Raw genomic sequence first — 15,201 nt, forward strand, 5'->3', positions numbered from 1 at the left:
GGTTTTTATTTTTCTATACAAGAATTATTGTCTACAACTGTTATCTTGTGATCACCTTCTGATAATTGAATTGCATCAGCCGTTAGCGGATGCTTTTGTAATATTGTTTCACTATCAATCATATAATAATAAGGAGGTGTTCCTCCGGAAGCGGTAAGTTGTATGGCGCCTGGTTGATCATGGCATTTAGGCTGTAATTCGGTTATCGTAAAAGTTAACGCAGTGGGAGCCTCAATAAGAAAAGTATCGGTTGTGATTGCAGTATCTCCAACAAGTGTTGTACCATCGGTAGTAGTCTGAGATTGATATTTAATATAATAAGATCCTTCAGCTAAACCTAACCATGTATAGGTATAATTGATGATTTGATCTTTTGTTGCAAAGACACTTTTATCGAAAGATCCATTTTTAAAGATGTTAAAAAGAAATTTATCACCATCTTTAAGTTCTGTTTTAAATTTTAAAATTACACTGCCTGAACTCTCATATTTGCATTTGGTTTTAGCAGTAATAAGTGGGCCATCAAGTGCCGGCGAACAGCCAATAATATTAAAGGTAATTACCTTTGACTGCATTGTTACTTTTGGATTTGCATGAAAAGATTCAATATCAGATTTGATATGTAAAGCTCCTCTGTAACTTGATCCTAATAGAGTTGCTGCACTAAAAGGATAAGGACACGCAATCCAGGGCGCATTGCCAGTAGTACTGTAATAATGACGAGCCCCTGATAAGTTAATATTTTCACATACTCCAATAGTTGATGTTGCAGCTGTTAATTGATTTATGTAAGGAGATTTTATATAAAAATATTCTGGTGCACAACCGCCTGTAAGTGTTTTTCCTGCTAAATAGTCACTAAGAGTATACGTCCAGGTTTGAGTTGAACATCCGCCATTAAGCCCGGGTCTCCAAGTTAAAGTTAAAGGAAAACTAGATAGGGATAAATTAATAAGAAGTCCATAATTATCTACACCAGCACCAAAACTTTCATACAAAGAATTATTTGAACTATTGGAAACTCTCAAATTTCCATTTCCATTATTAGCTAAAAGAAGATCAATATCCAACATAACCTGTTCTTGTGAAAAACTCACAAAACTGGAAAATAATACGATTATTAATGCAATTTTTTTCATATCGATTTTGATTTTATCTATTTTTCAATACAATCACGACTATCTACTACGATTACGGTATGATCGCCTCCTGATAATTCATTAGGAATGATATATAGACCTGCAAAAGGATGCTTATTTATTAAAGGCTCATTATCCAAAAGATAAAAATATGGAGACGTTCCTCCTGAAGCTGAAATTTGTATCTTACCTTTATCATCAACGCATGCAGGCTGAATAGGTGTTACGTTAAAAGTCAGTGGAGTTACATTTTGTATGGTAAAAGGAGGACTTATAACGGGTAAAGAACCAACTAATGTGTTATTATCAGTACTAGTTTGGGCTTGATATTTAATTACATACGATCCCGCTGCAATTCCAGTCCAGGTAAATGATTTATTTACTATTTCTGCAGGACTGACAAATTTATGCGTCATAAAATTATTGTCTTTAAATAAATTGAGCAGTAATTTTTGATTCGTTGTTATATCTGTTTTAAAGTTTAATGTAACACTTCCATTAGATTCATTATTGCATCTTACATCAGCTGCAATTGGATTTCCGTTTAATAATGGAGAGCAGGAATTAATATTGTAATTAACAACATTAGAATAGATATTTTCCCCTGTAATAGTAGAGTCGGAATCGATTAAGACACGAAAATAAACTGGCCCAAAATAGTTGTTTAATAAAGAAAAATTACTTTTGACAAATTCATAATTTTGGTTAAAGGCAGTATTTGAATTAGTTGAACTAAAATTAATTGCATCTGTACTATATTCCCAATAAAACTTTTGAGTACCTGTACAACCAACGGCGGTTAGTGTTATTTTATCACAAAAAGAATTGGTTTCAGCCTGTGGAACAGTTAGAACCTGATTACTTATTATTTCAAAAGCTGGAGTGTCTGGTCTAATGTAGCCATATCCTACACCAACATATTTTTGGCAGGTATTTATGGAGCTAACTAGTAAGCCAACAGAATGATATTCACCACAAGGACCAGCACATCCATATGTTTCAGATTTACTGCTGGAAAAAGTATATACACTTGGCATTTTATTAAAAATTAAATATTCTCCAGCCGTGGTAATTGGACATAACCAATATCCATTTTCATCCAGGATTTTATATTCATAATCATCTTCGTAAATATGATTGCCATTAACATATGAATCACAACCACCATAATTATTTTTCATAATATAAGTTTGAGAATGTATTTTATTACAAAAGGAAATACAAAATAGTATAAATAGTTTTTTACTCATATTAATTATTTTTCAATACAATCACGACTATCTACTACTATCACTGAATGATCACCTTCTGATAATTCATTAGGAATTATATATAGACCTGTAAAAGAATGCTTATTTATTAAAGGCTCATTATCCAAAAGATAAAAATATGGAGATGTTCCTCCTGAAGCTGAAATTTGTATCTTACCTTTATCATCAACGCATGCAGGCTGAATAGGTGTTACGGTAAAAGTCAGTGGAGTTACATTTTGTATGGTAAAAGGAGGGCTTATAACTGGTAAAGAACCAACTAATGTGTTATTATCAGTACTAGTTTGGGCTTGATATTTAATTACATACGATCCCGCTGCAATTCCAGTCCAGGTAAATGATTTATTTACTATTTCTGCAGGACTGACAAATTTATGCGTCATAAAATTATTGTCTTTAAATAAATTGAGCAGTAATTTTTGATTCGTTGTTATATCTGTTTTAAAGTTTAATGTAACACTGCCATTAGATTCATTATTGCATCTTACATCAGCTGCAATTGGATTTCCGTTTAATAATGGAGAGCAGGAATTAATATTGTAATTAACAACATTAGAATAGATATTGTCATCAGTTGTACTAGGATTCCAATCAATTAATGCGCGAAAATAAATATTCCCATAATAATTATTTAAAGCAGGAAAATCAGCTTTAATAAAGTCATAATTTTGATTAAAAGACGTATTAATATTGGTTTTAGTAAAATTAATACCATCTGTACTATATTCCCAGTAAAATTTTTGAGTACCTGTACAACCAGTAGCCATTAGTGAAACTTTATCACAAAAAGAATTATTAATAGCTGTAGGTTCAACCAGAACTTTGTTGCTTATTACCCAATAACAATCCGATTTTGTTAAGCTAAATGCATCGTTACAAGTTAGAGGGGAACGCCAGTCACAATTAAACCCTGGCTCTTTTACTGTAATAAACTCTATGTAAGTGGGAAATTTATCAAAAAGAACATAATTATCGTAAATAGCAATAGGCTCTATTATATTATTACCCGAAAGATAATAATGCGAAGTAACTATAATACAGTCTGTGTAACATATACTTTCGCCACTATATCTTAATAAGAATGTTTCTTGTGAATAAAGATTTGAACCCCAAACAAGCAGAATTGTAAATAATAAATATTTATTTTTTAGTTTCGATTTTAAAAAAAAGTAAAAATCAACCATATATTAAAATTTCACAGTATAAAAATCCATTTTAGATGTTCTTCCGTCTTTAAATACAGCTCTGATTCCGTATTTATAAGTGGTGTTTATTGTAACTGTAGGATCAGATAAACGTTTTATTTTTCCAACTACAATTTGTATTAATTGCAATTGATCTTTATCAGAAGCTTTATAAATTTCATAACTTTCAACTTCTGTATTAGAATATTCCCAAGACAAATCAATTGTATTGGTAGTTTTATTTGCCTGTGCAAAAAAACCTTTTACAGATGGCATAACAGAATATTTTGGTACAAATAAACTTAGTTCTGGCGAAGGATTAGAAATAAGATTGCTATCGTCTTTTGCAAAAATGGCATATTTATAAACAGTTCCGTCTTTTACATTTTTATCCTGAAATTTTTCTTCCTTATTTTTGGTTTCAAATACTAAAACCCAGTCTTTTTGATCATTTTCTTTTCGATATAATTGATGAACAGCTACATCTTCGCTGGAACTATTTGCCCATTCAAGAAAAACAGATTCATCTGTAATTTCATATTTGGTAAAAGCCGGTGAAGCAGGAGGTATTAAATCAGGTTTTTTTATGATTAAAGGATCTGAAAAAACAGACATATTGTATCGATAATCAACAGCTATAATTTTATAATAAACCTTACTATTCAAAGTTTTAACCACAACTTTATCCTGAAAAGTATTTGGTTCGCTCGGACTTATGGTTATCTGACTATATTCTTCATCCGGATTATTTGCTTTGTAAATTCTATAGCCCAGTAAATCTTTTTCTTTGTTATGATCCCATGTCAATTTTACAACTCCAAGGCTATCAATAACACCTTTTAATCCAATTGGTTTTGCTGGCGGAATTGAATCCACAGGTTGTACAAGCATTGGAAAAGACATTCTGTTACTTCCGTTTTTTCCAATAGCAGTCAGTGTAAAATAATTTGTAGAAGATAATTTGCTGTAAACAATATTACGGGATGTTGGTGAAATATTTTTCACTACAGTTGTATACTTATCATCGTCATTATCTGAACGGTTAAGTTCAAAACCAGTAATTTCATTGTTTCCTTCTTCAGGAAATTCAAAAACTAAATTAACAGTAGTATCATCTTTAAATTCCTTAACAGTAAGATGAGGAACGTATTTTAATATTGGTTTTCCTTTTCCTGAAATTACATCAGAATATGGCCCTAATTCACCAAAGGAAGAAATACCCTGAACTCGATAACTGTATTGTATATTATTAGCTATAGAATCAACATAAAAAATTTGTTTGTTGTTTGCATTTTGCTGACTTAGACTCGTGTACGGTTTGTCGGTAATTCTTTTGAAATTCTTCTTATCTGTAGATCTTTCAACATAATAACTTCCATAAACGTTAGATAATATTTTAAAATTCCAGCTTAACATTGTACTGCTATCCGTAAAATGTGCCGTTAGATCCATAGGCTTAGGCAAAGGTTCATAATCTTTTAATCCCACAAATACACCTCCATAAGCAATAGACATTTCTTTTTCCGGTACATTCGAAGAAATTCTATAAGCATATTTTTCATTTGGTTTAGCTGTTTTATCTTCAAAACCTAAACCTGCCTTTTTTGCTACCTCAAAATCTTTATCTGCTGAAAACAAGCCAAATGTGAATCTTTGCTCATTTTCTTCCGAAATGTTTATAATAGATTGTATATTATCAGCTCCTCCAACTGTAAAAGATTCTCCATAAATTGCCTGTGCAACAATGGCAGCGTTATCATTTTGTTCAATTAATTTTTCCCACTTTTCAACAGGTTCCGGTTTACAGGATTGACATAACACAACTCTTTCCGGATTAGATAATGTTTTATTATCCCTGGTTACAGTATATCTTTCTAACAAATAACCATAAGTGTTCAGTTTTTTCCATGCAATTGGATTATTTACTGCCCAACGCAATAAAATTTTGTCCTTTTGTACCCTTGCTATAACTGCTATCCCAATTTTTTCCTCACTTGAGACAGTATCTTTGGTACTTTTTTGTTGTGAGTAACTAATATTGATTATTGTAAGAACAAGAATAATTAAAAATTTAAGCTTCATGCTAATTTGTTTTATTGAATGTAAAAATTGAACTTGTACCCGCTTGTCCACCAGGTAGTATATAGTTTAGTTTCATATTATATTTCCCATCCTGAATCATAGGGAAAATTCCATTAATGATATAATTGTAGCTTTCCATCATATATGGGTTTAAACTATTTAGATATTTATTGACCACTTTATATTGTAGGTTCACAAAATCGCTTTTATAATAATAGGGCTGATTATAACGGTAAGGCAGTCTTTCTCTCAGGTAAGAACTATTTGGATTATTTGTCAGATCTGATTGGTACCAGGTTAAAATTTCAATACCTTTTGTTGGAGGAGCGCCTAATATCGTTGTATCTCTGTTAAAAGTTAAATCAGATGACATCGGATATCCTTTATATACCAATGGATAGATATAATTTTTATAATAATTATCATCTAATGTTGCTTCAACATTTACTAACGGAATATTTAAAGTTTTGGCATTACCAATTATTTCGATTTCATCAAAAGGTTCAGTCGATGCATTTTCTGCATGTAATGCGTGTACATCTGAGTAAATGATTTCGATATAAGTATTACGTGCTTTTTTAGCAGTCATTTTTTCCTGAAAAGTATTGTATTGACTTGTATTGAAATTATATTGCAGAAGTTCAATATCGCTTCCGGCAGTTATAGTTTCGGCTAACTCGTTATTTTTAACGTCAATGTTTGCATCTTCTGATTCTTGTTTTTGATAATTTTCAGATAAATTTCCATTTGCATCTGTTTTAGTTGCCAGGGTTTTCAAAGTAAGATTGTATGTTTTAGAGGTTTGTAAAACCGGCAGATCAACAATAACTTTTTTAAGTGAAGCATCATAACGTAAAGATGTTGCAGCTGTTTTATCTGCTGTTTTATAAAATGCTTTTTGTGACTGACCGCCTTTGAGATCAAATAAATAAGGCTGTCCTTGTTTTAAAACAACATAAGCTTGTTTAGATTCATTTTGGTACACATATTTTTGGTCAAAAACAGGATAACAATACGCAATATTATTTACAGGAATATTATTTGGTGCAGCACCGGTTGTAAAATTTCTGGTTTCACTTTCCATAGCAATTTGTCCTTGATCATATATTGTTTTCCAGGCTCCGTTTACTCTTTCCTGGAAACTTAATTTTACATTTAAAGTCAGGCTTGAATTTGGAGGCAATACATCAGAAGAAGTAAAAGTCACTAAATCTTTAGTATCATTCCAGTTTAAAGCACCAACAATCGGAACCCCGTCTTTTTTAATTGTATATTCTTCAAGTTTAAGCATATAACTTTTTACTCCGGCATCATCTTCAAGAGTAAAAACCTTTTCAACCGGCATGTTAAAACCAACTTGTGGAAGTGCAAATACATCTACTTCTTTATCTCCTTCCGAGGGCGTAATATCAGCAATTGCTTTTAAGCCTTGCAAAGGAGTATCGTTTATAAATTCACATTGTTTACCAAATTCCAATTTAAACCTAAAACTTCCTCTTACGAGACCATTTAAGATGTCAAATTTTCCGGCCATGTAGCCTCGAATCCATAATGGGTTTGGTAATTTTGCTTGTAATAAAACAGCACCTTCACCTTTAAATATTGATATTTTCTTTCTAACAAAGAATAATTTTATATTAATACCAATCTCTCCCTGCATATAAGCATAGGATTGTCCGTTTGCGTACCAGCCATCAATACCAATTTGGCCAGAACCTTTACAGGCTGCCTCACCATAATCTTTTACCATAATATCAAATCCAAATCCAGCCTGGAAACTAGCATAAAACATCAGGAAGCTTAAATTTCCTGTCTTGATGCTAAAATCCGCACCGAAAGCAAAACCTTTACCAGCAGCAATACTATTTTCATCTCTCATATAATCCAGTGTCGCAACATCTACACCTAGTATTTGAGCTACAATATCTGGCGGTGGAGGACTTGCAGGAATATCATCTCCAAGCATAAAATAACCACCGGCTTCAACTTCTACAGAACCAACTGCGAGTTTTATACCTAATCTGTCAGTTGGCGTACCCATACGGATATACCATTTATCAGGACCAAAATGCAAAACAGCCCAACCAGCCCGGTTTCCTGATGCACGGCCTTTTATAAAACCACCGGGAGTATCAATATATAAATCGAATGAACCATGTAGTGTTTTTGCTGTAAAATCATATTCAATTGCGGCAAAAGCATTTATACCCATTGAGTTTTTTACATCATTAGGATATAATTGTTCCGCTGCTTTCGATAAATTGGTTGTCTTTAATGCTTCTAATGCTACTTTAGATAGCAGAGATTCATTTTCAGCTACTGCTTTTAAAGCACCGGTTAAAGCTTCTGCACCTGGTATTTCAAAAGTCTGCATAACATGGCCTTCTCCATAAATACTAATTCTGTTAATACCGCCATTACTATTAAAAGCAATTTCAAAACCAGCACCGCCCCAAAAAGCATCAGCAGTTGCGGTACCGGCAAATTTGATCATAGCTTTTACACCAAGACCAGAATTAACATCAGGAACATAATTAGATCCGGAAGCCGCAAAACGGTTACTAAAACCATCTTTTTTCATGTGATAATAAGCACCTCCGCCAAAACCTTTAAATGTAATAGCACCCGCCGGAATATTTAAATTATCCACCATAGCATCTACATACCAGTATCTAAAAGTTTTAGATCCAAAAATGGCATTGGCTTCAACCTTAATTCCACCTGTAAAATCGCAGCTTAAAGATCCTTTAAAACCTTTGCCATAAACAGGGTCATTATCCATAATGGTAATGCTCCCTTTTAATTTCATCCCACCTAAATCGGCTCCAATAGAAACCTGTTCAAATTTAAGATGGTCGTATTTCCATTTTTGAATGCCCTGATCCTTGCCAAATTTTCCAACAACATAAAATTTAGTTTGGCCGGTAAATTGATTTTCCATCATATTAATGGCAATATCAACCTTTAAACTGGCACTTTCAGGAGTGGTAATTAAGGCAATTTCATTAATTGTTACAGGGAAATTACTAACACTTGCATCCTTACCCTGAATATTTTTATATCCAAAATAATCTGCGCTTAAATAGGGGGATACTGTTTGTAAGGTTAAGTTCTGAAATATAATCCCTTTAAAATCAACTGTTTCTTTGGTTTCAGCATCTGTTCCAGATTGCGCTTCAGCAGCAGTGACAGGCTTGTCGCTGGCTCTTAAAGATAAAGTACCATACAATACTGCTTTTGGTAAAAATTTACCATCTTTTACTTTTAACTCTATATAAGAGTTTTTTTCGATAATGGCATTTGCTTTAAAAGCCTGAAAACAAATACCATTTGTTACCTGAGCATTTAAAAGATACTCATCGTTTACAGGATCAATTAATGCCTTATAAGCAAGTTCTGATCGTGCACCGGCATTACAATTTCCTGATTTTTCAGAAAGAGGTAAAAGAATATCTCCGCCAAAACTGGCCGCCGTCAAAGAATTTGCAACCAATGTTATACTTACGGTATCAAGAGATATTTGCCATCCGGAAGCATCACCTTCATCAATACCAATCAGATTACTGCCGGAAAAAGTTCCGGAAACACCCATACGATCAATCAATAAATCTGTTGCCTCAAAGCGAATTCTTTCCTTGCTTTCTTTTTTCTTAAACTCTTCGGGTAAAACTATTTTAAGAGATTGTACATAAAGTCCGCGCCACAGATTTTCATTTCCGGGTACTAAATATTTTGTAGCATAATTTGGCGGCCATTTTACGGTTGCAGAATTTCGTAAATCACTAAAATCGATTACTGCTTTGTTTAATTCAAAACAAAAACCTTTTTTAGATGTTAACTGAAATTTAGGCAATGATATTTCAATTAATATATCATTCCAGTTAGAAACGATAGTTTTGAAGTTTCCGGTAACAAGGGCAGGAGAGGCAATGGCAACATAATTATTGTCAACCGGTTCCAGCATGTTTCTGGAAAATTGCACATCAGCCGTTATTCCAAGCTCTTTAAAACCGTTACAATCTATAGTTACATAAGTTTTATTCTCAACGACTCCGGTTTTCATGTCCATGCCGCCCTTCAGAATCAACAATAAATTCTCGCCGTTTATTTTTATCGGAACATCACCAAGTAAAACAAGATTAGTATCTCCAACCAGACCTCCTTTATGAGACAGCTTGATATTATTTGCACCAAAAAATAATTCTTTTGGTTTTCCGTCAGCACCATGTTGTGGAATAATGATTCTGACAAAAGCAGTTAGTTCGGTATACTCAGGTGTAAATTTTGCATTGCTAATCCCTAATAGATATTGAATACCACCAATTGTCTTTTTTATACCCAATGGTAATTGCGACAAGTTTTTTGGTTCCAGGTTATCCGTTAGATTACCATTTTCATCTATTTTAAGACAAGTGGCCATTGCCTTCTGTAAATCATCAGAAGTTTGTTCTGCAATAGGAAAATTCTTTCTTAAGTATTCATTTGTAAATTCGCTTTCAGAATTTTGAATAAAATTGAAAGAATTATTCTCAGGAAGAAAATTAGGTTTTGAAGTGCTGTTTTTAACTAACTGAAGTTTTTTTGCATTACTTATTGTATCTGTGTAAGTATTTGAAAAACAGTTAAAACTGGCCGTAAATAAAACTAAAATGTATACGAAAGAGCGTAATCTAAGAGTAGTTTTTTTCAATGTCTTTGTAGGTTTTGGTGTTGTATTTTGCGATTTAATAGGTCAAATATATTATATAATTTTTAACAGGAAAAGAATTGTTTATAAATCCAGTTACATTATTTCTGTCAAATTTTATATAATTTTAAGACAGATAGAAATTAACCAAACTTACATTAACCATTTTTGTATTCATTACGGGAATCCACATTTGGACAAAAAAAAACTCCAGATTTCTCTGGAGTTTATATTAAATAAAGAAAAAAAGATTATTCCTCTTTCATAGTATGATAAACGTTCATCACGTCATCATCTTCTTCAATTTTTTCGATTAGTTTTTCAACGTCAGCGATTTGAGCTTCGGTAAGTTCTTTTGTGATTTGCGGAATACGTTCAAAACCTGAAGATAAAATTTCAAGACCTCTGTTTTCTAATTCTTTTTGCAAAGCACCAAAACTTCCAAAAGGAGCGTAGATCAAGATTCCGTCTTCGTCTTCGAAAACTTCCTCGGCGCCAAAATCAATTAATTCCAATTCTAATTCTTCTGGATCAAGATTTCCTTTTGCAATTCTGAAATTACAAGTATGGTCAAACATAAATTCAACAGAACCCTGAGTGCCCATTGTTCCGTTACATTTATTAAAATAACTACGAATGTTTGCTACAGTTCTGTTATTATTGTCAGATGCAGTTTCAATTAAAATTGCAATTCCGTGAGGAGCATATCCTTCAAAAAGAATTTCTTTGTAGTTAGCAGTATCTTTATTACTTGCATTTTTAATCGCGCGCTCCACATTATCCTTAGGCATGTTAGCGGCTTTTGCATTTTGTATTACAGCTCTTAATCTAGAATTGGCATCAGGGTTAGGACCACCTTCTTTAACGGCCATAACGATATCTTTACCAATTCGGGTAAATGTTTTAGCCATTGCTGACCAACGTTTCATTTTTCTTCCTTTTCTAAATTCGAACGCTCTTCCCATTACTAGTTTTTTATTTTGAGATGCAAAAATACGGTTATTCCTTATTTTTCCAAAATCAATTCAATTCTTTTTTAAATTATGTTTTGTGTGGATATTTAACCGCAAAGTTCGCTAAGATTTACGCAAAGTTCGCAAAGTTTTTTGTTTGAAGTTTTAAGATTGCAAACTATCACTTTTCAAAGTCTAAGACTTTGAAAAGTGATAAATCTAAAATCTAAAATCTAAAATCTAAAATCTAAAATCTAAAATCTAAAATCTAAAATCTAAAATTTCATTTCGCCGTATTAAAATCACCAATAATATTTACGGCTTCATTCAGGTACGGATTCGTTTTAAGATTATCGATCTGATATTGGTTTATCGTTTTTTCAGTAGGATAAGCCCCTAATAAAAACTGATTTACACTCGAATTATAAACATCCAGCGGATTATTCTCGTCGTTGAAAGTATTAATTTCTGTCCAGATATTGTTCACGTTTCTTTTCTGTTTAAAAACAGCGTCCAATGTCATCGGAATTTCCGCTTTTGGAACATTCACCATTTCATCAATCTTCAAATTGATTTTTTTGATGTTATTAAAAAAGGAATTATTAGCCAGTCGAAGCATACTGTTTTTCGCGATTTTATCAATAAGAGCTCTTTTTACGTAGGTTCTATATTTTAAAAACGGTTCAATACTATCATTTTTTATAGCAGTAGGAAAGTCACTTTCCTTTTGATAAATACCTTCATAAAATTCAGGAAGAACCACATCTGGTTTAACGCCAACATATTGATGGCTTTTTCCGGTAACTCTGTAAAATTTATTAATGGTAATTTTGAGGAAATCTGTATTTTTTTGTTCGTCAAGCGAAAGAATAGTCTGCATGGTTGCTTTTCCCAAAGTCGTGCTTCCTAACAACAATGCGCGATTATAATCCTGTAATATTGAAGAAAAGAATTCACTTGCAGAAGCCGTATTACTATTAATTAAAATGACCATTGGTCCTTTGTAAATAGCACCTTTGTACGGATCATTAATAACAGATTCGTTTTGTTTGTTGTCTACAACAATCGAAATCGGACCGTAATCTACAAACATTCCGGCCAATTTTATGGCTTCTTCCATAGAACCGCCGCCGTTATCAATCAAATCGATAACCAAGCCTTTTATATTATCTCTCTCTAGTTTTAGTACTTCACGCGCAACATCATCGGCACAGCCTTTTCGGCTATTTCCATCTAAATCAGCATAAAAACTCGGAATTTTAATATATCCTATTTTGCTTTCCTTGCCAATAATGAAACTAAAAACCGAATTTTCTTCGTCTTTCATGACTTGTTTTTCAATAAAAACATCAAAGCTTTTTCCGGCATTACGTTTTATCGTCAGCGTAATACTTTTGTTCGATTCAGATAAAATCATAGTCGAAATCGATTCTAACGAAGCGCAAGAAACCTGCAATGTTTCCTTATGATTCGAAACCGAGAGAATCTGATCGCCTTTTTTAATCTGTCCCGTTTTATAAGCCGGACCATTTGGATCAATTTCATCGATAATAATTTCGTTCTTCTCGTTTAAGTTTACCGTCATTCCCAAAGACAAATGCTCTTTTGATAATGAGGCCACAAAACTTGATTTGGAATCATCACTAAAATAAGCCGTATGCGGATCAAAATAAGTGCAAAAGAAATTATATAGTTTTTCTTCCTGTTTTGTATTCGTTTCAAGAAGCGTATTGATACGGCAGATTTCATTGGATAAAATTAATTTTTTTGATGCCAATTCTATCGATTTAAAATTCGACTTAATAGAATCCAGGTTATTGCTTGTCTCGGCTATATCATCCAGAATTTGATAACGAAGTTTTTTAGTCCATACTTTTTCAACATCTTCTTTTTTAAGATAAAAAGCAAATGATTTTTTGTAAAACCGAATCGTATCTTTCTTGGTGTAATCAATCGTTCCGGCATCTATTTTTTCTAAAACATCCTTTGTTCTCAAAAGTCCGTTTTTGTATTTACTGGTAATATCTGCCAGAAAACTGCAATCGTTACTTAGAATTAAATCATCAAGGTTTAAACGGTATTTTTGAGCCATTTCTTCATATTCGCTCTTAAAAAATACATTTCTTGAAGGATCTAATTCATCAATAAGATTATCAAAAACAAAAACGGATAAACTGTCATCAACAGGTTTTGGACGCACATGTTCACTCTGAATAAGCGCATTTATTTTGTTCAGTATTTCGCATGTCGGATCGCTATTTTGACTAAATAGTAAGTTTGAAGTTAAAACCAATACCAATAACATTCTTTTCATAAATAGCGGACATCTTTGTTTATATTAAAATTACGTTTATTTTTTGAGACCGGTTTATATTTTTTCGAAAATATCTTACAGAAAAATCATTTAAAAAAAATGTGTTATAAAAAGAAATCGTCACGAATTCACGAATTTTTAAAGTAAATAATTCATGAATTTGTGGCAAAAAAAAAGCACTACATATAAGTAGTGCTTTTAAAATATATGTAAAAATATTATTTCTTGTAAAAAGGTAATTTTACCACTTTAGCCGGAACATCATTTTTTCTGATTCTGATAAAAATATCACTGTCAACGGCGCTATTATCAACCGTAACATATCCCAAACCAATACCTTTATTCATAGAAGGCGACATAGTTCCGGAAGTTACAATACCAATTACAGCTCCTGAACCGTCAACAATTTCATAATCATGTCTTGGTACAGCGCGTTCCTGCATTTCAAAAGCAACTAATTTTTTAGAAACACCTTCTTCTTTTTGTTTTTTCAAACTTTCAGAATTGGTAAAATCCTTGTTGAATTTTGTAATCCATCCCAATCCTGCTTCAAGCGGAGAAGTCGTATCGTTAATATCATTTCCGTACAAACAGAAACCCATTTCAAGACGCAAAGTATCACGAGCTGCAAGACCAATAGGTTTGATTCCGAAAGCTGCACCAGCTTCAAAAACTTTATTCCAAACCTGTTCCACTTCGCTGTTTTTGCAATAAATTTCAAATCCGCCAGAACCTGTATATCCTGTAGCAGAAATAATTACATGTTCAATTCCGGCAAAATCAGCCACTTCAAAATGGTAATACGGAATCGCTGATAAATCGATAGAAGACAAAGACTGCATCGCTTCAACCGCTTTCGGACCCTGAATTGCCAATAAAGAATAATCATCAGAAAGATTCTTCATTTCAACACCCAAATCATTGTGCGACGAAATCCAGTTCCAGTCTTTCTCAATATTCGAAGCATTTACAACCAGTAAATACTGCTCGTCTTTCATTTTATAAACAATCAAATCATCTACAATTCCGCCATCATTATTTGGCAGACAAGAATATTGCGCTCTTCCAATCGTCAAAGTCGAAGCATCATTCGAAGTCACTTTCTGGATCAAAGCCAAAGCATTTGGACCCGTAAGCAAAAATTCACCCATATGCGAAACGTCAAAAACGCCCACACTGTTACGAACTGTCTCGTGTTCAGCATTCACGCCTTCATAAGTAATAGGCATATTATAACCAGCAAAAGGCAGCATTTTAGCTCCCAAACCTTCATGTATGTGCGTAAGCGCAGTATTTTTCATTGTGTTGTTTTATAAAAATTGTGTCGCAAATTTATTCAAAAAATATCTAAAAATAATACTCTAAATTATAAATTTCGCAATATTCAGGAGCAATTCCAGCTTTCCGTTGCAAGTCCTCATAAAAAAAGCAAAGTTTCTAATGTTCTAAAAAGAGCTTCCGTTGGTCGCTTTTTTAGAACAAGAAACTTTTGCTTTTTTTACTCCGGGCTTTCCACTACAATCTGGGCTAGGAAACTCCGGTAAAAAGAAACATTTTTTCCTTTCAATTTT

Annotated in this window: 8 protein-coding genes; all 8 read right to left on the reverse strand. The window is 32.8% G+C overall.

The genetic code is table 11. From position 1 onward, the window contains the following. Positions 1 to 5: 5 nt before the first annotated feature. Positions 6 to 1,097, reverse strand: a complete 1,092-nt coding sequence (locus AC3QL1_RS12640; protein ID WP_492491817.1) for a hypothetical protein — start codon at positions 1,095 to 1,097, stop codon at positions 6 to 8. 59 nt (positions 1,098 to 1,156) lie between these two features. After that, a complete protein-coding gene (locus tag AC3QL1_RS12645) occupies positions 1,157 to 2,320 on the reverse strand; it encodes a hypothetical protein (protein WP_492491819.1) in 1,164 nt (387 codons plus the stop codon). A gap of 74 nt (positions 2,321 to 2,394) precedes the next feature. Continuing rightward, a complete protein-coding gene (locus tag AC3QL1_RS12650) occupies positions 2,395 to 3,594 on the reverse strand; it encodes a hypothetical protein (RefSeq protein WP_492491820.1) in 1,200 nt (399 codons plus the stop codon). A gap of 3 nt (positions 3,595 to 3,597) precedes the next feature. After that, positions 3,598 to 5,676 (reverse strand): hypothetical protein, encoded by a 2,079-nt coding sequence (locus tag AC3QL1_RS12655; RefSeq protein ID WP_492491822.1) that lies wholly within the window; start codon positions 5,674 to 5,676, stop codon positions 3,598 to 3,600. Between the two features lies 1 nt (position 5,677). After that, positions 5,678 to 10,366: a hypothetical protein gene (locus tag AC3QL1_RS12660; RefSeq protein WP_492491824.1), complete on the reverse strand. Its 4,689-nt coding sequence runs from the start codon at positions 10,364 to 10,366 to the stop codon at positions 5,678 to 5,680. Positions 10,367 to 10,614: 248 nt separating this feature from the next. Continuing rightward, the gene (locus AC3QL1_RS12665; RefSeq protein WP_007811539.1) at positions 10,615 to 11,328 is read right to left on the reverse strand and encodes a YebC/PmpR family DNA-binding transcriptional regulator; all 714 of its coding nucleotides are present in this window, start codon (positions 11,326 to 11,328) and stop codon (positions 10,615 to 10,617) included. Between the two features lie 271 nt (positions 11,329 to 11,599). Further along, positions 11,600 to 13,630, reverse strand: a complete 2,031-nt coding sequence (locus AC3QL1_RS12670) for a S41 family peptidase (RefSeq protein ID WP_492491827.1) — start codon at positions 13,628 to 13,630, stop codon at positions 11,600 to 11,602. Between the two features lie 218 nt (positions 13,631 to 13,848). After that, complete coding sequence (gene gcvT / locus AC3QL1_RS12675; protein WP_492491829.1) at positions 13,849 to 14,931, reverse strand: glycine cleavage system aminomethyltransferase GcvT; 1,083 nt, start codon at positions 14,929 to 14,931, stop codon at positions 13,849 to 13,851. Positions 14,932 to 15,201: the final 270 nt, after the last annotated feature.

The sequence above is a fragment of the Flavobacterium sp. GW823-FHT04A11 genome, from assembly GCF_058796535.1.